This window comes from Luteibacter pinisoli, from assembly GCF_006385595.1.
In the GTDB taxonomy this organism is placed as follows: domain Bacteria; phylum Pseudomonadota; class Gammaproteobacteria; order Xanthomonadales; family Rhodanobacteraceae; genus Luteibacter; species Luteibacter pinisoli.
The window spans coordinates 1,346,896-1,364,740 of sequence record NZ_CP041046.1 but is presented as its reverse complement, the minus strand read 5'-3'; the positions used below and the strand labels follow the sequence as shown (position 1 = coordinate 1,364,740).

General features: G+C 65.8%; 17 protein-coding genes. 10 read left to right on the top strand and 7 right to left on the bottom strand.

Annotated features, from left to right (window positions below; genetic code table 11):
• The first annotated feature begins 4 nt into the window (after positions 1-4).
• Genes FIV34_RS06240 through FIV34_RS06230 form a run of 3 tightly spaced genes read left to right on the top strand, consistent with a single transcriptional unit; the run spans position 5 to position 3,602 of the window.
• A complete protein-coding gene (locus FIV34_RS06240; protein ID WP_139980729.1) occupies positions 5-2,293 on the top strand; it encodes a DUF1631 domain-containing protein in 2,289 nt (762 codons plus the stop codon).
• Positions 2,294-2,298: 5 nt separating this feature from the next.
• A complete protein-coding gene (gene nadC, locus FIV34_RS06235; RefSeq protein ID WP_139980727.1) occupies positions 2,299-3,156 on the top strand; it encodes a carboxylating nicotinate-nucleotide diphosphorylase in 858 nt (285 codons plus the stop codon).
• A gap of 53 nt (positions 3,157-3,209) precedes the next feature.
• Positions 3,210-3,602, top strand: coding sequence for a DUF3301 domain-containing protein (locus tag FIV34_RS06230; RefSeq protein ID WP_139980725.1), 393 nt, complete (start codon positions 3,210-3,212; stop codon positions 3,600-3,602).
• Positions 3,603-3,641: 39 nt separating this feature from the next.
• On the opposite strand, the gene FIV34_RS06225 is transcribed toward FIV34_RS06230, so the two are convergent.
• From FIV34_RS06225 to petA, 5 genes are all read right to left on the bottom strand, one after another.
• Positions 3,642-4,070 carry a ClpXP protease specificity-enhancing factor gene (locus FIV34_RS06225; protein WP_139980723.1) on the bottom strand — a complete coding sequence of 143 codons (429 nt, stop codon included), beginning with the start codon at positions 4,068-4,070 and terminating at the stop codon, positions 3,642-3,644.
• A 121-nt stretch (positions 4,071-4,191) separates the two neighbouring features.
• On the bottom strand, positions 4,192-4,839 hold the full coding sequence (locus FIV34_RS06220; protein WP_139980721.1) for a glutathione S-transferase N-terminal domain-containing protein: 648 nt from the start codon (positions 4,837-4,839) through the stop codon (positions 4,192-4,194).
• Positions 4,840-4,910: 71 nt separating this feature from the next.
• Positions 4,911-5,663, bottom strand: coding sequence for a cytochrome c1 (locus FIV34_RS06215; protein WP_211352718.1), 753 nt, complete (start codon positions 5,661-5,663; stop codon positions 4,911-4,913).
• Complete coding sequence (locus tag FIV34_RS06210) at positions 5,656-6,957, bottom strand: cytochrome b (protein ID WP_139980719.1); 1,302 nt, start codon at positions 6,955-6,957, stop codon at positions 5,656-5,658. The genes FIV34_RS06215 and FIV34_RS06210 overlap by 8 nt, the downstream gene beginning before the upstream one ends.
• Positions 6,957-7,559, bottom strand: coding sequence for a ubiquinol-cytochrome c reductase iron-sulfur subunit (petA, locus tag FIV34_RS06205; RefSeq protein ID WP_139980717.1), 603 nt, complete (start codon positions 7,557-7,559; stop codon positions 6,957-6,959). The genes FIV34_RS06210 and petA overlap by 1 nt, the downstream gene beginning before the upstream one ends.
• A 186-nt stretch (positions 7,560-7,745) precedes the next feature.
• On the opposite strand from petA, the gene FIV34_RS06200 reads away from it, so the two are divergent.
• On the top strand, positions 7,746-8,921 hold the full coding sequence (locus FIV34_RS06200; RefSeq protein WP_139980715.1) for a S1C family serine protease: 1,176 nt from the start codon (positions 7,746-7,748) through the stop codon (positions 8,919-8,921).
• Between the two features lie 17 nt (positions 8,922-8,938).
• Here the strand turns inward: FIV34_RS06200 and FIV34_RS06195 are convergent, their stop codons facing one another.
• Positions 8,939-10,108: a lytic transglycosylase domain-containing protein gene (locus FIV34_RS06195; RefSeq protein WP_139980712.1), complete on the bottom strand. Its 1,170-nt coding sequence runs from the start codon at positions 10,106-10,108 to the stop codon at positions 8,939-8,941.
• 160 nt (positions 10,109-10,268) lie between these two features.
• Between FIV34_RS06195 and miaB the strand changes: the two genes are divergently transcribed.
• From miaB to FIV34_RS06170, 5 genes are all read left to right on the top strand, one after another.
• Positions 10,269-11,615, top strand: a complete 1,347-nt coding sequence (gene miaB / locus FIV34_RS06190; protein WP_139980710.1) for a tRNA (N6-isopentenyl adenosine(37)-C2)-methylthiotransferase MiaB — start codon at positions 10,269-10,271, stop codon at positions 11,613-11,615.
• Positions 11,616-11,620: 5 nt separating this feature from the next.
• On the top strand, positions 11,621-12,601 hold the full coding sequence (locus tag FIV34_RS06185; protein ID WP_139980708.1) for a PhoH family protein: 981 nt from the start codon (positions 11,621-11,623) through the stop codon (positions 12,599-12,601).
• Positions 12,598-13,065: an rRNA maturation RNase YbeY gene (ybeY, locus tag FIV34_RS06180; RefSeq protein WP_139980706.1), complete on the top strand. Its 468-nt coding sequence runs from the start codon at positions 12,598-12,600 to the stop codon at positions 13,063-13,065. Before FIV34_RS06185 ends, ybeY begins: the two co-directional genes overlap by 4 nt.
• Positions 13,066-13,128: 63 nt before the next feature.
• Entirely contained in the window at positions 13,129-13,980 is an 852-nt protein-coding gene (locus tag FIV34_RS06175; RefSeq protein WP_139980704.1) for a CorC family transporter, read from the top strand.
• Entirely contained in the window at positions 13,980-15,179 is a 1,200-nt protein-coding gene (locus tag FIV34_RS06170) for a lipoprotein N-acyltransferase Lnb domain-containing protein (protein ID WP_139980702.1), read from the top strand. Before FIV34_RS06175 ends, FIV34_RS06170 begins: the two co-directional genes overlap by 1 nt.
• On the opposite strand, the gene FIV34_RS06165 is transcribed toward FIV34_RS06170, so the two are convergent.
• A complete protein-coding gene (locus FIV34_RS06165; RefSeq protein ID WP_139980700.1) occupies positions 15,180-16,571 on the bottom strand; it encodes a hypothetical protein in 1,392 nt (463 codons plus the stop codon).
• 217 nt (positions 16,572-16,788) lie between these two features.
• On the opposite strand from FIV34_RS06165, the gene FIV34_RS06160 reads away from it, so the two are divergent.
• Positions 16,789-17,811, top strand: a complete 1,023-nt coding sequence (locus tag FIV34_RS06160; RefSeq protein ID WP_246058763.1) for a magnesium and cobalt transport protein CorA — start codon at positions 16,789-16,791, stop codon at positions 17,809-17,811.
• Positions 17,812-17,845 lie beyond the last annotated feature (34 nt).

Here is a 17,845-nt window from a genome sequence, read left to right as displayed (position 1 = left end):
CGCGATGAGTAACGCGAGCGAACCGTCCAACGTGGTCGATCTTAGCCAGCGCCTGGACCCGCGCAGCGAGCGTGTGGGCGCCCTTCTGGCAACGGTTCGCGGCCTGGCCACCAAGCGCCTGCATGCGCTGGCCAGCAACATGTTCGAGAACATCGACGACGCCCTGTTCGACCTGGCCGAGAAGGCCGAGAACAACGCGGCGCAGACCCAGTTCTTCGATGGCATGCGCGAGGTGCGAAAAAAGCGCGCCATCGTCGAGCGCACCTTCCTCGGCCAGGTCGCCCGCGACCTGGCCGATTTTTCCGCGGGCCGCATGCGCGCCCCGGATACCGACACCCATACCCGCCCGCTCGCCAACATCGAGCTTAGCCTGGTCGGCGAGAACGAGCTGGAAGAGTCCCTGGCCGTCACCTCCATGGTCGGCAAGAACGAGCAGCGCCTCGCGCGCGCCCTCTTTGCCGTGAACCAGCGCCTGTCGGTGATCTGCGGCGGCAACAAGATGGACGATGCCAGCAACCCGGTCGGCCCGGCCTCGCTGGCGAACGCCTTCCGCCAGGCCCTGCGCGAGCTGCTGGTCGAGGTGCGTGTCAAGCTGATCATCTACAAGCTGTTCGACCGCTACGTGCTGGCGGGGATCGACGAGCTGTACGACGACATCAATAACGAACTGGCCGCCGCCGGCGTCCTGCCGCAGCTGCGCCACGAGATCGCGACCCGCCGTAGCGACGCGCCTGCGCCGACCGGCCCGGATTCCACGGCAACGCCGGTGGTGCACAACGCCGCCGCGCCGGTCACGGATGTGGCCGCCGCCGAGTTCATGCAGTCGCTGCACGCGCTGTTCTCGGCGCGCCGCGGCGCGATGCCCGTGGGTACGGCTGGCGAAGGACCCGTGCATGCGGGTGGCGTGCCGATGCCAACGGGCCCGTTGCCCAGCGCCGCTGAACTGCTTGGCGCACTGACCCTGCTGCAGAGCCAGATGTCGGTGCTGCCGGTGAGCGCCGCGCAGCTATCGAATCAGGCGGAAATCGCCCGTGACGTGGCCCAGCTGAAAGAACAGCTGCTGACCCAGATCGGCCAGCTGCGTGGGCAGCACACCGCGCACGTTTCCGGCGTGGATGAAGACACCATCGACCTGGTCGGCATGCTCTTCGAGTTCATCCTCGAAGACCGCAACCTCCCGGTTGAGATGCAGGTGCTGCTTGCGCGCCTGCAGATTCCCTACCTCAAGGTGGCCCTGCTCGACCGCCGGATGTTCGCGCACAAGACGCACCCGGCCCGTCAGCTGCTGGATGCCCTGGCGGACGCCGCGAAGGGCTGGTCGTCCGAGGGCGACCGCGATGGCCGCCTGTTCGAGAAGGTGAAGTCCATCGTCGAGCGCCTGCTCCATGAGTTCGACGACGACATCGCCATCTTCGACCGGCTCGCCGCCGAGCTGCAGGATTTCCTCGACGTGGTGCGCAAGCGCGCCGAGCTCGCCGAGCAGCGCGTCGCCGAGTCCACCCGTGGCCGCGAAAAACTCGAGCAGGCGCGTCGCCGCGCCGCGCAGGAAATCGTCAGCCGCGTGGGTGGCGCCAACCTGCCGCCTCTGATCTATGGCGTGCTGACCCGCGCCTGGGCCAACTACGTCGTGCTTACCCTGCTCCGCCAGGGTGAAGACTCCGCCGAGTTCACCGACTCGCTGCGCTTCATCGACCACTTCATTGCCAGCGCGTTGCCGGTGCACGACGTCAACAGCCGTCGCGACCTGCGCGCCCTGCTCCCGGGCATCGAGCGCTCGCTGCGCCGCGGCCTTACCTCCGTGGCGTTCCAGGAAGCCGATACCGAGCAGCTACTCGGCCAGTTGCACGCGTTCTATCGGCAGCAGCTCGGCGAAGTGGCGCCCGAGGGCGAAAGCGGCACGCTCGTGTCCAGCGTCATGCCTTTGCCGGAAGCCATCCAGGCCATCGAAGAGCCGGTGCTCGAGCCGGAGATCGACGAAGAGACCGAAGCCCTCGCCGACGAAGCCTTCGACGAACGCTACCTCTCGCAGGCGCGTGAGCTGAAGGTGGGCCAGTGGCTGGAGTTCACCGCCGACGATGGCACCACCGACCGCGCGAAGCTGTCGTGGGTCAGCCCGATCAGCGGCCGCTTCCTGTTCGTCAACCGCCGTGGCCTCAAGGTGGCCGACCATAGCCTCGCCGGCCTGGCCCAGGCGTTTGCGCAGGACACCGCGCGAGTGCTCGATTCCACGCTGCTGTTCGACCGCGCCATGGACGCCATCGTCGAGCGCCTGCGCACGCCGGAAAACCCCTGAGCCCCATGACCGACGCACACCTCGCCGACGCGTTGCCGCCGGCCAGCGAGATCCTTGCCGACATCGACCGCGCCTTCGCCGAAGACGTGGGCCCGGGCGATGCCACGGCCGACCTGCTCGACCCGGACGCCACCGCCACGGCGGTGCTCACCTGCCGCGAGGACGCCGTGCTCTGCGGTACCGCGTGGTTCGATGCCGCGTTCCGCAAGCTCGACCCGGCCGTGCAGATCGAGTGGCTGGCCAACGATGGCGACCGCATCCCGGCGGGTTCGGCCATCTGCCGCCTTGCCGGCAAGGCCCGCGCGCTCGTCACCGCGGAACGTTCCGCGCTGAATTTCCTGCAGCTGCTGTCCGCCACCGCGACGGTGACGGCGCGCTATGCCGACGCGATCGCCGATACGACGACCCGCGTGCTGGATACCCGCAAGACGATTCCCGGCCTGCGCCGTGCACAAAAATACGCGGTGCGTTGCGGCGGCGGCACCAACCATCGCATCGGCCTGTTCGACGCGATGATGCTGAAGGAAAACCACATCATCGCGGCCGGCGGGATCCCCGCCGCGGTACGCCAGGCCCGGGCCATCCACCCTTCCCTGCCGCTGATCGTGGAAGTGGAGACGCTGGACGAACTGGCCCAGGCGCTGGACGCTGGCGCGGATCGCGCGCTGCTGGATAACTTCACGCCGGCGATGCTTGCCGAGGCCGTCGCCTACACCGCCGGCCGCATGCCGCTGGAAGTGTCGGGCAACGTGGAAATCGACACGATCCGTGCCATCGCCGAGACCGGCGTGGACTTCATCTCCAGCGGCGCACTGACCAAGAACATCCGCGCGATCGACCTCTCGCTCCGTCTAAATCTGTAAACGGCAGAATCAAGGGACTTGTGGCCGCCGCCTGCCGGCCACACACTCAGCCCATGAACTCCTTTTCCGACCTTTTCTGGATGCTGGGCCTGGCGGCGCTGATCGCCAGCTGGTATCGGCTGACGCGCGCGCGTGAAGTGGCCGTACGCGCGGCCACGGCGCTGTCGCGCCGGCATGGGTTGCAGCTGCTTGACCAGTCGGTGGGGCTACGCGCCTTCCGCCTGCAGGGTGTCGATGGCGGGCGGCGCCTGGAGCGTTGCTACGCCTTTGAAGTCAGCGAAGACGGCCAGAGCCGCCAGCCGGCGAAAATCTGGATGGCCGGCGACGCCGTGGTGAGCTATGCCTTGCCGCATTCGGGCAATCCGGAACTGGAAACGGTAGTGGCCAGCGAAACCGACCTGCCCACGAATGTGATTTCACTATCGGACCGACGCCGGGCTCACTGACTGGCTGTAACGAAAAAGGCCGCCCGAGGGCGGCCTTTCTTATTTGACGACCCGCAGGTGCGGCGCACCGCGCTTGGGCCGGTCGTCATCACCGCCCGCAGCGGGCGCTTCCGACGTGGCGTCGTCCACGGCTTCCACCGGGGCGGCCATTTCGTCGTTTTCATCGGCCGGGAACATCATGCCCTGGCCGTTTTCCTGCGCGTAAAGCGCCAGCACGGCAGCGACGGGAATAACGATGTTCTGGCTGACGCCGGAGAAACGCGCCTGGAAGGCGATGCGATCGTTGCCGAGATCGAGGTTGGCGACGGCGCGCATGGCGAGGTTCAGCACCACCTGGCCGTTCTTCACGACGTGGGCAGGCACCTTCACGCCCGGCTGGCCGGCGTCCACCAGCACGTACGGGGTCAGGCCGTTATCGCTGATCCAGTCGTAGATGGCGCGCAGCAGGTAGGGGCGATTGGAAGTCATGCCCATGCTCTCGTTCGTATCCATAACAGCGTCCTCGTCGTACCCGCCGGTCGGTCGGGAATCACCAACGCCCCGGCAGGGCAAGGCCAGAAGAGAGTTTACGGGATACGGGCGCGGAGGGCTAACCGGCCGGGGCGAAGTCGAAATGGGGCCGCATGTCCCGCTCTTCCTGGGTGAGGCTGCGGGCGAAACCCTGGCTGTGGAACAGGCGTTCGCCGTAATCGACGATGGGCTTGCCCGCCGGGCCCAGGTCCACCCCGAGCGCGGGCAGGCGCCAGACGATGGGCGCCACGAGGCAGTCGATGAGACTCATCTCAGGGTTCAGGAAGAATCGCGAGGCCTTGAACAGCTCCACGGAGAACAGCAGGTGCTCGCGGAGCCGGCGCCGGGCCGCCGCGGCGCCCGAGCCACCCTCCTGGATCGCCTCGATTTCCGGCAGCCAGTCGTTCTCGATCCGCCACGTGGCCAGGCGCAGGCGCGCCCGGGAGAGCGGATCGATCGGCATCAGCGGGGGGTGCGGGTACCGCTCATCGAGGAATTCGACCACGATCAGCGTGTCGTAGACCGTCAGGTCGCGGTCTACCAGGGTCGGCAGGGTGCCGTAGGGATTGAGCTCGAGCAGGTCCGGCGTGGGCTGGTCCGCCCTCAGGATGATCCTGTCGTACGCCACGCCCTTGGCCGCCAGGACAAGGCGGGTGCGATGGCAATGGATGTCGTCAGCACTCGTATAGAGCGTGAGCGCCGTGCGCGAACGTGCGTTCTGGACCATGCTTTCGATCTCCCTCCCTGCTGCGCCGGAACGAAACGGGGCGACCCTGCGGCCGCCCCGGGGGACATCAATCAGTGATGCTCGTGGACGTCCTTCCAGTATTCATGCTTCAGAAGGTACAGCAGGAAGGTGAGACCGGCCAAGAACAGCAGCACCCAGATGCCCACGGACTGGCGTTCCAGCGCGGCCGGCTCGGCGGTGTACTCCAGGAAGGCGGTGAGGTCGCGGGTGGCGGCCTGGAACTGTTCCGGGGTCATCGAACCCGGGCTGTGCAGTTCAAGCTTCTCCACCGCGGCGTCCGCCCCGGCCTTGCCCTCGGCATGCACGGCCACCTGCAGGCCCTGCAACTCCCACAGGGGGTTGGGCATGGAGGCGTTCGGGAACACCGTGTTGTTCCAGCCCACCGGGCGGCTCGGGTCCAGGTAGAACGAGTTCAGGTAGTTGTAGATGAAGTCCGAACCCTTGGCCCGGGCTTCCAGGGTGAGATCCGGCGGCTCCTTGCCGAACCAGCCCTTGGCCTGCTCGGCCGGCATGTGCGAGATCACCGTTTCGCCGAACTTGGCGCCGGTGAAGTTGAGGTGGGTCATCACCTCTTCTTCGGACAGGCCCAGGTCGGTCGCCAGGCGCGAGTAGCGCACGTACTTCAGCGAGTGGCAGCCCACGCAATAGTTGAAGAACAGCTTGGCGCCGCGCTGCAGTGAGGCCTGGTCGTAGACGTTGGCGCCCGACGGCGGAAGGTCTTCACCTTCGGCCGCGAGGGCGGGCACGGCGACCACCGCAAGGCCCAGCGCGAGGGCGAGGGAGGAGAGATAGCGCTTAATCATGCGTCGTCACCCGTTCCGGAACCGGCTTGGTCTTCTCGAACCCAAAGTGCGTGTAGATAAAGAGGAACACGAAGAAGCCAAAGTAGCCCAGCACCATGAGGCGCCCGAACGCGTTCTCTACCGTGGTGACGTCCGCCCCCGGGAACCACACCGGGATGAGTTCGGCGGTAACACCGGCACCTACCAGGCCCAGGGCCAGGAAGGAGATGACCAGCACGGCCAGGCCAATGCGGAAGCCCAGGCCGCGGTAGCGCACCGAGCGCACTTCACCGCGATCGATCCACGGCAGCAGCCCCAGCAGCAGGATGGCGCCGAACATGCCAAGCACGCCCCACACCGCCGTGCCGAGGAAGGACGGGATCATGCGCAGGATCGCGTAGAACGGCGTGAAGTACCACGACGGCTTGATGTGCGTCGGGGTCACCAGGTTATTCGCCGGCGTGAAGTTGTCGTGCTCGAGGAACCATCCGCCAAACGTCGGGGCGAAGAAGATGATGAACGCCGCGATCATCAGGAAGAAGCCGACGCCGAACGAGTCCTTCACCGTGTAGTACGGGTGGAACGGAATCGCATCGGTGGGCTTGTCGGGCGACCAGCGGTTGCCCTTCGGGCCGTGCTTCACGTCCACGCCGTCGGGGTTGTTCGAACCCACCTCGTGCAGCGCCGCCAGGTGCAACACCACCAGCAACAGGAGCACCAGCGGCAGCGCGATGACATGCAGCGCGAAGAAGCGGTTGAGCGTGGAATCCGCCGGCAGGTAGTCACCCATGATCCACTGCACCAGCGTGTCGCCGATGAAGGGGATGGTGCCGAACAGCGAGATGATCACCTTCGCGCCCCAGAAGGACATGTTGCCCCAGGGCAGCACGTAGCCCATGAAGGCTTCCGCCATCAGCGCCAGGAAGATCAGCATGCCCAGCACCCACACCAGCTCGCGGGGCTTCTTGAACGAGCCGTACATGATGCCGCGGAACATGTGCAGGAACACCACGACGAAGAACAGCGAAGCGCCCGTGGAATGCATGTAGCGGATCAGCCAGCCCCACTCCACGTCACGCATGATGTACTCGACCGAGTTGAAGGCTTCCGCCGCACTCGTCTTGTAGTTCATGGTGAGGAAGATGCCGGTGATGATCTGGTTGACCAGCACCAACAGGGCGAGCGAGCCGAAGTAGTACCAAAGATTGAAGTTCTTCGGTGCGTAGTACTCGGTCATGTGCTTCCGGTACATCGGCATGAAGCCCGGGGCACGCTCGTTGAACCAGTTACCAAGACGCGACAGTGTGCTGGCCATCAGCTCTTCCCCTCCGGATCCACGCCGATCTGGATATGCGTGTCATCGATGAAGTGGTACGGCGGCACCGGAAGGTTCTTCGGGGCCGGCACGCCACTGAACACGCGACCGGAGAGGTCGTAGCGGGACTTGTGGCAAGGGCAGTAGAAGCCACCCTTCCAGTTCGCATCGAACGGCTCGGGCTTGATGTCCGGGACGAAATCGGGGACGCAGCCAAGGTGCGTGCACAGGCCGATGACGACCAGCCACTCGGGCTTGATGGAACGGGTTTCGTTCGTCGCGTACTTCGGCTGCTGGCCGGCGTCGGACGAGGTCGGGTCGAGCAGGCGCGGCGCGAGGCCCTTTAGCTGGGCCAGCTGGTCCGGCGTGCGGTTGACCACGAAAACGGGAAGGCTACGCCAGGCGAAGGTGACCTTCTGCCCTGCGTCGATAGCGCTGATGTCGACCGTGACCGGCGCCCCCGCCGCCTTGGCCCTCGCCGATGGTTCCCACGACTTGATGAAGGGCACGATCGCCGCGACCACTCCCACACCACCGACCACGACGGTCGTTGTGGTGAGAAAGCGACGGCGCCCGTGATCGACGACTTCTTCGTTCGCCATCAGGCTCTCCGGAACTTTGCCATTGAGAATTGCGGGCCCCATCGCCGCTTTCAGGAAATCGGCTTCCGCAAAATTACGTCAGTGTAACGTCAGCACTTGCCACGTACAATAAAGTGAACAAACGCCTGCCAGATGTAAAGCCATGGCAGCTAACTCCCCGCCAGGACGCGGAAAATTCGGCCACCCATGAACCAAGCTGCCCGCACGTTTGCCTTCGTCGCCCGCTTCGTGGTGCTTGGCCTTGCCCTTGCCTTCGTCATTGGCCTGCTCTGGCCAGGCAGTGGTGCACTCCTTCGGCAACGCCTGGCCGGGCATGCCGAAAGCCCCGCCGCGGCGGGCGCTTCGGCGTCGGAAGGCCCTGTGTCGTATGCCGATGCGGTGGCCAAGGCCGCGCCATCGGTCGTGAATATCTACGCCAACAAGCTGGTGACCGAGCAGCCGCGCCAGCTCTACTCCGACCCCGTACTGCAGCGCATCTTCAGCGTGCCGACCGGGCCGGTGCGTACCCGGCGCCAGCAAAACCTCGGTTCGGGCGTCATCGTCAGCGACGATGGTTATGTTTTGACCAACAACCACGTCATCGCCAATGCGGACGACATCCAGCTACTGCTGTACGACGGCCGCGTCGCCAGCGCCAAGGTCGTGGGCTCCGATGATGAAACCGACCTGGCCGTGCTCAAGGTGGACGCGGGCAACCTGCCGGCCATCAAGATGACCGATGCCGACACCCGACCCCGCGTGGGCGACGTGGTGCTGGCCATCGGCAACCCCTTCGGCATCGGGCAGACGGTGACCATGGGCATCGTCAGCGCCATCGGCCGCCAGCTCAACCTCTCCAGCCTGGAGAGCCTGATCCAGACCGACGCCGCCATCAACTTCGGCAACTCGGGCGGTGCGCTGGTCAATGCGCATGGCGAGCTGGTGGGCATCAATACCTCGCTCATCGGCCAGGCCGTGGGCGCCGAGGGCATTGGCTTCGCTATCCCCGTGCAGAGCGCGAAGGACGTGCTCGAGCAGATCATCAAGAGCGGGCACGTGGTCCGCGGCTGGATCGGTGCCGACTACGGCCCCGTGCCCGTGGCGGCCGAAAGCGGCCTTCCGTCGGCGGCGCGGGGCGTGGTGGTGAACGATGTCTCGCCGGGCGGCCCGGCCGCGCTGGCGGGCGTGGAGCAGCGCGACGTGCTGCTCAAGATCGGCAATGAGGACATTCTTGATGCCTCGGACCTGCGCCGGCACGAGGCCTCGTTGAAGCCCGGTACGGCGGTGACCCTGTCAGGCTTGCGTAACGGCCAGGCCTTCTCGCTGTCGATCGTCCCCGTGCAGCGGCCGCCCACCTCGCCGGTGCAGACGCAGAATCCCTGACCCGTCAGGAGCTCCCGTCAGGATCCACGCTCGGCCAGCGGCACGCCGGTGCCGGGCCGCTTCAGGCCCTCGGTGTAGCGCTTGCGCAGCACGCCCACGCGCTCGACGTACACGCGGGTTTCGTCATACGGCGGCACGCCATTGTAGCGTTGCACGGCCCCGGGGCCGGCGTTGTACGCCGCGGCCGCCAGGCGCTCGTTGCCGTTGAAGTTCTGCAGCAGCAGCGCGAGGTAGCGGGCGCCGCCACGGATGTTCTGCTCCGGGTTGAACACGTCCTGCACGCCCATGTCCCGCGCCGTGCTGGGAATGAGCTGCATCAGGCCCTGGGCGCCCGCGATCGAGAGGGCCCGCGGGTTGAACGCGCTCTCCGCATGGATCACGGCGCGCAGCAGCGCCTCGTCCACGTGGTACTCCAGGCTGGCTGAGCGGATCACGTCGCCAAACGAGGTGAGGTTCAGCGCCACGTTGTTGAAGTCGATCTTCGAATGCACGTCGCAGGCCACGCAGGTGGCGATATAGGTAAAGAGCATCTTCACGCTCCTGCCCTGCCCCTCGGCCTGCGGGATGTTGGTGTACTCCACGCCGCCATCGGCCCGGGTGATCCGGTAGACGGCGCCACGTAGCACGCGTGAGCCCTTGGGTGCTTCCGGTGCCGGGCCCGAGGCCACATCAGTGGAGGCCGATTCCTTGTAGTCCCATCTGCCCTTCGGCGCCGTGATCGGCGGCAAGGCGGCCTTGGCGGCTTCGGTCTTCGCCTCGGCCTCGGTGACGACGCCACCGGTGACGCCGACCAGCGAGGTCACGGGCTCATCCGCGCCGACGACACCGCCGGAAACGCCCTTGAACGACACCCGCGCCGGGGTCGCCACGGCGTCGGCCGGGACCGACGGCGTGGCCGAGGCCAGGGGCAGGTCCGAGCCTTTGGGGAGGGCCGCCGCCCGCGCCGGGCGTGCCGCCGGGGTGCTGCCGATGCGCTTGCAGTCCTTGTAACCCGAGGTGCTGCCGGAAAAAACGGTTTCGCCCGTGGTCCCGGTGCAGCGGTACAGGGCACCGGCAAAGGCCGGCCCGGCCAGCAGGCCGAGCAAAAGGACGCAGAGGGCCGCGGCCCTTTTCAGGGCCGTCCCCGGGATAAGGAAACGGCAGGCAGCATGGCCGGCGCTTTCCCCTGGCGTCGCGTCGAAAACCATGGGCGGGATTCTCCTCCACGCCACCCCCGCCAGCAAGCGCGAAATACGTGACGATCTTCACGCAAGTCATTGATCCACCGCCGCCATCTGGCGCCCGCCCCGGGCCCGGCGTAAACTGCGCGGTTCGGTAATAGGCCATGCGACACGGTACCCAAGCCCCATGAGCGGCAAGCTTTTCATCAAGACCCACGGTTGCCAGATGAACGAGTACGACTCGGCCAAGATGGCCGACGTGCTGCGCGCGTCCCACGGCCTGGAGCTGACCCTGGACGAGGCCGAGGCCGACGTCATCCTGGTCAACACCTGCTCCATCCGCGAAAAGGCCCAGGAAAAGGTCTTCAGCCAGCTCGGCAAGTGGAAGAAGCACAAGGACGGCAAGCCCGTGCTCATCGGCGTGGGCGGCTGCGTCGCCTCGCAGGAGGGCGATGCCATCCTCAAGCGCGCGCCCTACGTGGACCTGGTCTTCGGCCCACAGACCCTGCATCGCCTGCCCGAGATGATCGAAGCCAACCGCGCCAGCGGCAAGGCGCAGGTGGACATCAGCTTCCCGGAAATCGAGAAGTTCGACCGCCTGCCGGAGCCGCGCGCCGAGGGCCCCACCGCCTTCGTCTCCATCATGGAAGGCTGCTCGAAGTACTGCTCGTACTGCGTGGTCCCCTACACGCGTGGCGAAGAGATCAGCCGCCCGTTCGACGACGTCATCGTCGAAGTGGCGCAGCTTGCCGAACAGGGCGTGCGCGAGGTCAACCTGCTGGGCCAGAACGTCAACGCGTACCGTGGCCCGATGCACGATGGCACGGTGGCTGACCTTTCGGTGCTGATCCACGCCATCGCGCAGATCGACGGCATCGGCCGCATCCGCTTCACCACCTCGCATCCGCTGGAGTTCTCGGACTCGCTGATCGAGGCCTACGCCAACGTGCCGCAGCTGGCCAATTACCTGCACCTGCCCGTGCAGGCGGGTTCCGACCGGATCCTCTCGGCCATGAAGCGCGGCTACACCGCGCTGGAATTCAAGCAGAAGATCCGCAAGCTGCGCGCCGTGCGCCCGGACATCTGCGTCTCGTCGGATTTCATCGTCGGCTTCCCCGGCGAAACCGAAGACGATTTCCAGAAGACCATGAAGCTGATCGACGACATCGGCTTCGACCAGAGCTTCTCCTTCATCTTCTCCTCGCGCCCGGGCACCCCGGCCGCCAACCTCGCCGACGACACCAGCGCCGAGGAAAAGCACGCGCGCCTGATGCGCCTGCAGGCGGCCATCAACGAGAACGCGCGCAAGATCAACGAGGCCATGGTCGGCACCATGCAGCGCGTGCTCGTGGAAAAGCCCAGCCGCAAGAACCCCAACGAAATGACCGGCCGCACCGAAAACATGCGCTTCGTGAACTTCCCCGGCCATGCCCGCATGATCGGCCAGTTCGTCGATGTCGTGATCACGGAGGCCATGTCCAACTCCCTGCGCGGCCGCGTCCGCCTCGACGATGAGGTTGCCCTCGCTTCGTGAACACCATGAGCCAGCTGTCCCAGCGCGATTTCGTCCTCGACCCCGAAGACAACGCCCGCCTCGCCAACCTCTGCGGTCCGCTCGATGAGCACATCCGCCAGATTGAGCTGCGCCTGGGCATCGAGATCGACCACCGCGGCAACGTGTTCCGGGTGATTGGCGACGAGCCCTCGGCGAAAGCCGGCGAGCAGGTCATCCGCGCCCTCTACGACGCGACCGAGACCGAAGTGCTCAACGGCCAGGTGATCAACGTGCGCCTGGCCGAGTCCGGCGTGGACGCACTGAACGAGCAGGCTGCCGAGTCCGCCCAGGAAGTGGTCATCAAGGTGAAGCGCGGCGTGATCAAGGGTCGCGGCCCCAACCAGGCCCGCTACCTGCACGCGATCACCACCCACGACATCAACTTCGGCGTCGGCCCGGCCGGTACCGGCAAGACCTACCTCGCCGTGGCCAGCGCCGTGGAAGCCCTCGAGGCCAGCCGCGTGCAGCGCATCCTGCTGGTCCGCCCGGCGGTGGAAGCGGGCGAGAAGCTCGGCTTCCTGCCCGGCGACCTCAGCCAGAAGATCGACCCCTACCTGCGCCCGCTGTACGACGCGCTGTACGAGATGGTCGGCTTCGAGAAGGTGGCCAAGCTGATCGAGCGCAACGTCATCGAGATCGCCCCGCTCGCCTACATGCGCGGCCGCACGCTCAATGATTCCTACGTCATCCTTGACGAAGCCCAGAACACCACGGTCGAGCAGATGAAGATGTTCCTCACCCGCATCGGCTTCGGCTCGGTGGCGGTGATCACCGGCGATGTCTCCCAGGTGGACCTGCCCCGGCATATCCGCTCCGGCCTGCGCCACGCCGTGGAAGTGCTGCGCGGCGTGGATGGCATCAGCTTCACCTTCTTCACCTCGCGCGACGTGGTCCGCCATCCGCTGGTGGCGAAGATCGTGCGCGCCTACGAGGCCTTCGAGCACAAGCAGGACGAAGGCGAGTGAGCCAGGTCGATGTGGCGGTGGGCTATGCCACCGCGTCGCGTAAGGGTATTCCCGCATCGGCCAGCTTCCGTCGCTGGGTCGAGGCCGCCCTGAAGGGTGCCCGCCGCCGCAAGGCCACCGAGGTGTCCATCCGCATCGTCGATGCCGAGGAAGGCCAGGCCCTGAACCTGCAGTACCGGGGCCGCGACTATGCGACCAATGTGCTCTCGTTCCCGGTGGAACTCCCGCCCGGCGTGGTGTTGCCGCTGATCGGCGACCTGGTGATCTGCGCCCCCGTGGTGGCCCGCGAGGCCGCCGAACAGGGCAAGAAGCCGGCCGAGCACTGGGCCCACATGACCGTCCACGGCACCCTGCACCTGCTCGGCTACGACCACATCGTGGACGCCGAAGCCGAGGCGATGGAGGCCCTGGAGACCCGGATCCTGGCCGGCCTCGGGATCGCCGACCCCTACACCGTGCCCTGAACCGTCACGGAAATTCCAGTAGACTGACCCTTCCGCCCGGTCTGGGCTGCACATCAAAGAGTAATGAACGAGGACCCTGGTAGTACCAACGGCCCGGCTCACCGATCCTGGTGGGACCGACTGGGCCATCTGTTTTCCAGCGAACCGCGCAACCGCGGTGAACTGATCGAGGAGCTGCGCAACGCGCAGGTCAACGGCCTCCTCTCCAACGACACCCTGACCATGGTCGAGGGTGCGATCAAGGTGACCGAGCTCAGTGTCGACGATGTCATGGTGCCTCGCGCCCAGATTGTCAGCCTGCCGATCGACGCCCCCCTTCCCGATATCCTTGCCGCCGTCGTCGAGTCCGGCCATTCGCGCTTCCCGGTGCATGGCGAAGACAAGGACGAGGTGCTGGGCATCCTGCTCGCCAAGGATCTGCTGAAGTACTTCGGCAAGGCCGAGTGCAGCGATATCCGTGGCCTGCTCCGCCCCGCGGTGCTCATCCCTGAATCCATGCGCCTGAACGTGCTGCTGGCGGAGTTCCGCCTGACGCGCAACCACATGGCGCTGGTGGTCGATGAATACGGCGGCGTCGCCGGCCTCATCACCATCGAAGACGTCCTCGAGCAGATCGTCGGCGAAATCGACGACGAGCACGACGACGAGGAAGACCCGATCCTGATGCTGCCGCTGGACAACGGTGCCCTCACCGTCAGCGCGCTGGCACCCATCTCGGACTTCAACGACGAAACCGGCGCGCACTTCTCCGACGAGGAGTTCGACACCATCGGTGGCATGGTCACCTCCGAGTTCGGCCATCTGCCGACCGTGGGCGAAGAGATCACCGTGGGCGACTTCCTGTTCCGCGTGACCGAAGCGGACGACCGTCGCGTGCAGCAGTTCCACGTCAGCCGGGTGGGCTCCGAAGGCTGATGCGTTATCCGCTGCTTTTCCTGCTGGCCCTGTGCCTGTTCCCCGCGCTCGCCCGCGCGGGGATCGTGGATGCGCCGGCCTCGAACATCGAGATCTCGCTGCTGACCTACGGGCCGGGCGACATCTATTGGGAGCGCTTCGGTCACGACGCGCTCGAAGTGCGTGACACCGTCAGTGGCGAGGCCATCGCCTTCAATTACGGCGTGTTCGATTTCGACCAGGATGGTTTTATCCTGAATTTCGCGCGCGGCATCATGGCCTACCGCATGGACGCGGAGACCACCGCGTCCGACGTTGACTTCTACAAGGGCGAAGGGCGTTACGTGCACCGCCAGGTACTGGCGCTGGACGATGCGCAGAAGGAATCGCTGCGGCGGTTCCTGCTGTGGAACATCCGCCCCGAAAACGCCGGCTACAACTACGACTACTACGTGGACAACTGCACCACGCGCGTCCGCGATGCGCTGGATGCGGCGCTGGGCGGTGCCATCAGCCACCAGTGGGCCGAGGTGCCCGGTGGCATGACGTATCGCGAACAGACCGCGCGGCTGATGAGCAACCAGGCGTGGCTGATGCTGGGCATGGACCTCGGCCTGGGACCCTTCGCGGACCAGCCGATGAACCGCTGGCGCGAAGCCTTCCTGCCGATGGAGCTGGAAGACCTGCTCAACAAGACCCAGGTGGACGGCAAGCCGCTCGTGCTGAAGAACGAGGCCGTGGCCGACGCGACCCTCGTGCCGCCGCCGGACAAGGCGCCGGACCTGCGCTGGCCCCTGCTGATCGCCGGCCTGGTGCTGGCCGTGCCGCTGGCCCTGCCTGCGTTCACCCGTCACCGCGGTGCCCGCGGCGTGTTTGTCGCCGCGGGCACGCTCTACACCGTCTTCGTGGGCGTGGCCGGCCTGTTCATGCTCGGCCTGTGGACGCTGACCTTGCACCGCTCGGCCTGGGGTAACTTCAACCTCCTGGCCTACCAGCCGTTCGCGTTACTGGTCATCCCGGGCATCTGGCGGCTGCGTCGTGCCGGCCGCCCGATGAGCCGCCTGGCGTCACGCGTCACCGGCCTCTCCTTTGCCGCCTGCGTCATCGCCGTGCTCCTGCACCTGTGGCCGGATTTCCCGCAACGGAACATGCCGTGGCTGCTGTTCGCACTGCCCTGCTGGGCCGCGCTGTTCGCCAGCCTGTGCCGCCGGCACGACTGATCACACTTTCACGGGTTTGATCAGTTCGGCCACCAGCTTGTCCGTGCTGGTGAAGGTGTAGCCACCGTCGGCCAGGTATGTGGCGCCCCAGGCCTTGATCCTGTCGATGTAGGCCACGCCTGCATCGAAGGCCTTCTGGGTGATCACCTCGCCCTCGTTGCTGAACAGGCAAAGCATGCGCATCTTGTCGCCGCAGATGCCGCTGTTGAGGGTGAGCACCGGGATCACCGGCACGCGCATTGCCGTTTTGCGGTACCAGCGATTGAATGCGTACGGCTGGCGATGCAGCGAGCTGGGCTTGTCCTTCTGTGCCCACATGGCCTTCGCGTCGATCAGGAACAGGCGGATGCGGTAGAAGTCGTGCGCCTTCTGCGCAAAGGCGACGAGGGCCTCGATCGCCGAGAAGGCGATCCCCGCGATGGCGCCGGCAAGGCCCGCGGTCAGCCCTTCCAGGGTGAGCGCCGCACCGCTCTTCAGCACCTGGTACACCTCGCCCGCCAGACTGATGTCCATCGCACGCTTGATGCCATCGATGGTGCTGGTCGGAACACCAGGCACCAGCACCACGCCCTTGCCGCGCGCGTAGACCCTGAACCGGTCGCAGCCCGCGCTGAGGGCACTGACCAGGCCCGTCGCGGCCGCCACGCCATTGGCGAGGAAGGGCGACATCTGGTCCATCACCTTCTCGGCGATATGGTCGCAGACCATCTGCAGGCCGCCGGGAATCGCGTTCCAGATCGCCTCGGTCTTGCTGCCTTCGCCATCGTCTTCACCGGCGGCGAGCTGGGTAAACACCGCCTCGGTTACCGCGCCGGCAACGCCCTGCAAGGCCTTCGACACCCGGTTGCGGTGCGCGACGCGCTCCGGGTTCGATGCTGGCAGCGGCATGAGCAGCTGGGCTGCCTCGGTCGTGCGCTTCACCGCCTTGCCGATGGTGCCTGCGCCCTTGCCGTTGAGATCGAGCAGGCCGTTGGTAATGATCCGGTACTTACCCTCGTCGCACGCCAGGTTGCCGAAGAGGTACAGGATGCCAAGCCGGGCGTTGACCATGCCCTCGCTCATGAAGTCCGGGATGCCCTGCCCCTTGTCGGTATCGCCTTCGCCGCAGATAGCGCTGTAGAGCGCCGTCAGCGTGAGCTTCCTGTTGCGGTCGCTCTTCTTCCAGGCGCCGGCACCGCCGCTCTTGTCCTTGTGATTGGTCCAGTCGAGCAAGGCGTTGCGCAGGGTGGTGAGGGCGGCCTGCGTCGGTGCCTTGATATAGGCGTCGACGGCTTTATCGAGTACGGCGAATTTCGCCTTGCCGGTGGGGTCGGTGATGGAAATCGTGAGGTTGGTGTCCTTCTTCCAGACGGCGTAGGTGAAGGGCAGTTTCGGCAGCGCTGTAGTGGCCATGGGGTTCGCTCCTTGAAGTGGGGGTCCTTGGGCGAGGCTCGTGGGCGGCGCAAGAACTTGCCCGTCACGAAACCAACGCCCTGCTACGGTATAAAAATGGGCCAGGGGCCCACATCGGGCCACTCCCTAGCCATTTCGTGAGGCACCGCCCACGCTCATCAGGCCCTGCCTGAGCTGGCGTTGCCGCATGGACCTACCCACGGCATCATTCCCGACCATGGCTACCCTTCCCCTGATCCCCGAACCCACCACCGTCAGCTCGTCCGGCGGCATGATCGTCAACTGCGTCGCTTACCGGACGAATGGCAAGCGGATTGGCGATATCTCCATCGACGCCATCAGCGATGTGCTGAAGGAACCGGATACCTTCGTGTGGGTGGGCCTGCATGAGCCGGACGAGGCACTGCTGCTGAAGCTGCAGGAAGAGTTCGACCTGCACGACCTGGCCATCGAGGATGCGCAGCTGGCCCACCAGCGCACCAAGATCGAAACCTATGGCGACTCGCTGTTCATCGTGGCGCAGACGGCCCAGCTGGTCGGTGGCAATATCGCCTTCGGTGAAACGCAGATCTTCCTTGGCCGCCGCTACTTCATGACGGTGCGCCACGGCGCCTCGCTGTCGTATGCCCCGGCGCGCCGCAGCTGCGAGCAGACGCCCGAGCTGCTGGCGATGGGGCCAAGCTATGCGCTCTATGCCGTGCTCGATTTCATCGTCGACAACTTCCTGCCGATCGTTCGCGATTTCCGAACGGAACTGCACGAGCTCGAGAACGATATTTTCGCGGAAACCTACAACCGCCAGACCATCAAGCGGCTGTACGACATGCAGCGCGAACTGATGACGCTACGCCTGGCGGTGGCACCGCTGCAGGACATCGTCGCCCAGCTGGTGCGCCTGCACCCGCACCTCATCCACGACGAGCTTCGCGCTTATTTCCGCGACATTTATGACCACGTGTTCCGCGTCAACGAATCCATTTCCGCCATGCGCGAAATGCTCGGCGCGGCCATTGGCGTGAACCTCGCCCTCGTCACCTTCGGCCAGAACGAAGTGATGAAGAAGCTGGCGGGCTGGGCGGCCATGCTGGCGGCGCCTACCTTGATCACGAGCTGGTACGGCATGAACTTCGCACACATGCCGGAGCTGGATAAGCCCTGGGCGTACCCCGCGATCACCTGCCTCGTGGCCTGCATCGTCGGCGGCATCTTCATCATGCTGAAGAAGAACCGCTGGTTTTGAAATAACGCGTCGCTACGCAAAGGCTCCGGTACAC

Coding starts and splice junctions, on each gene's coding strand:
- FIV34_RS06220 (WP_139980721.1), bottom strand. CDS start 4,839: ATGGTCCAGAACGCACGTTCGCGCACGGCGCTCACGCTCTATACGAGT.
- FIV34_RS06200 (WP_139980715.1), top strand. CDS start 7,746: ATGAACCAAGCTGCCCGCACGTTTGCCTTCGTCGCCCGCTTCGTGGTG.
- FIV34_RS06225 (WP_139980723.1), bottom strand. CDS start 4,070: ATGACTTCCAATCGCCCCTACCTGCTGCGCGCCATCTACGACTGGATC.
- miaB (WP_139980710.1), top strand. CDS start 10,269: ATGAGCGGCAAGCTTTTCATCAAGACCCACGGTTGCCAGATGAACGAG.
- FIV34_RS06240 (WP_139980729.1), top strand. CDS start 5: ATGAGTAACGCGAGCGAACCGTCCAACGTGGTCGATCTTAGCCAGCGC.
- FIV34_RS06185 (WP_139980708.1), top strand. CDS start 11,621: ATGAGCCAGCTGTCCCAGCGCGATTTCGTCCTCGACCCCGAAGACAAC.
- FIV34_RS06160 (WP_246058763.1), top strand. CDS start 16,789: ATGGCTACCCTTCCCCTGATCCCCGAACCCACCACCGTCAGCTCGTCC.
- FIV34_RS06165 (WP_139980700.1), bottom strand. CDS start 16,571: ATGGCCACTACAGCGCTGCCGAAACTGCCCTTCACCTACGCCGTCTGG.
- nadC (WP_139980727.1), top strand. CDS start 2,299: ATGACCGACGCACACCTCGCCGACGCGTTGCCGCCGGCCAGCGAGATC.
- FIV34_RS06230 (WP_139980725.1), top strand. CDS start 3,210: ATGAACTCCTTTTCCGACCTTTTCTGGATGCTGGGCCTGGCGGCGCTG.
- FIV34_RS06195 (WP_139980712.1), bottom strand. CDS start 10,108: ATGGTTTTCGACGCGACGCCAGGGGAAAGCGCCGGCCATGCTGCCTGC.
- FIV34_RS06170 (WP_139980702.1), top strand. CDS start 13,980: ATGCGTTATCCGCTGCTTTTCCTGCTGGCCCTGTGCCTGTTCCCCGCG.
- FIV34_RS06215 (WP_211352718.1), bottom strand. CDS start 5,663: ATGATTAAGCGCTATCTCTCCTCCCTCGCCCTCGCGCTGGGCCTTGCG.
- petA (WP_139980717.1), bottom strand. CDS start 7,559: ATGGCGAACGAAGAAGTCGTCGATCACGGGCGCCGTCGCTTTCTCACC.
- FIV34_RS06210 (WP_139980719.1), bottom strand. CDS start 6,957: ATGGCCAGCACACTGTCGCGTCTTGGTAACTGGTTCAACGAGCGTGCC.
- FIV34_RS06175 (WP_139980704.1), top strand. CDS start 13,129: ATGAACGAGGACCCTGGTAGTACCAACGGCCCGGCTCACCGATCCTGG.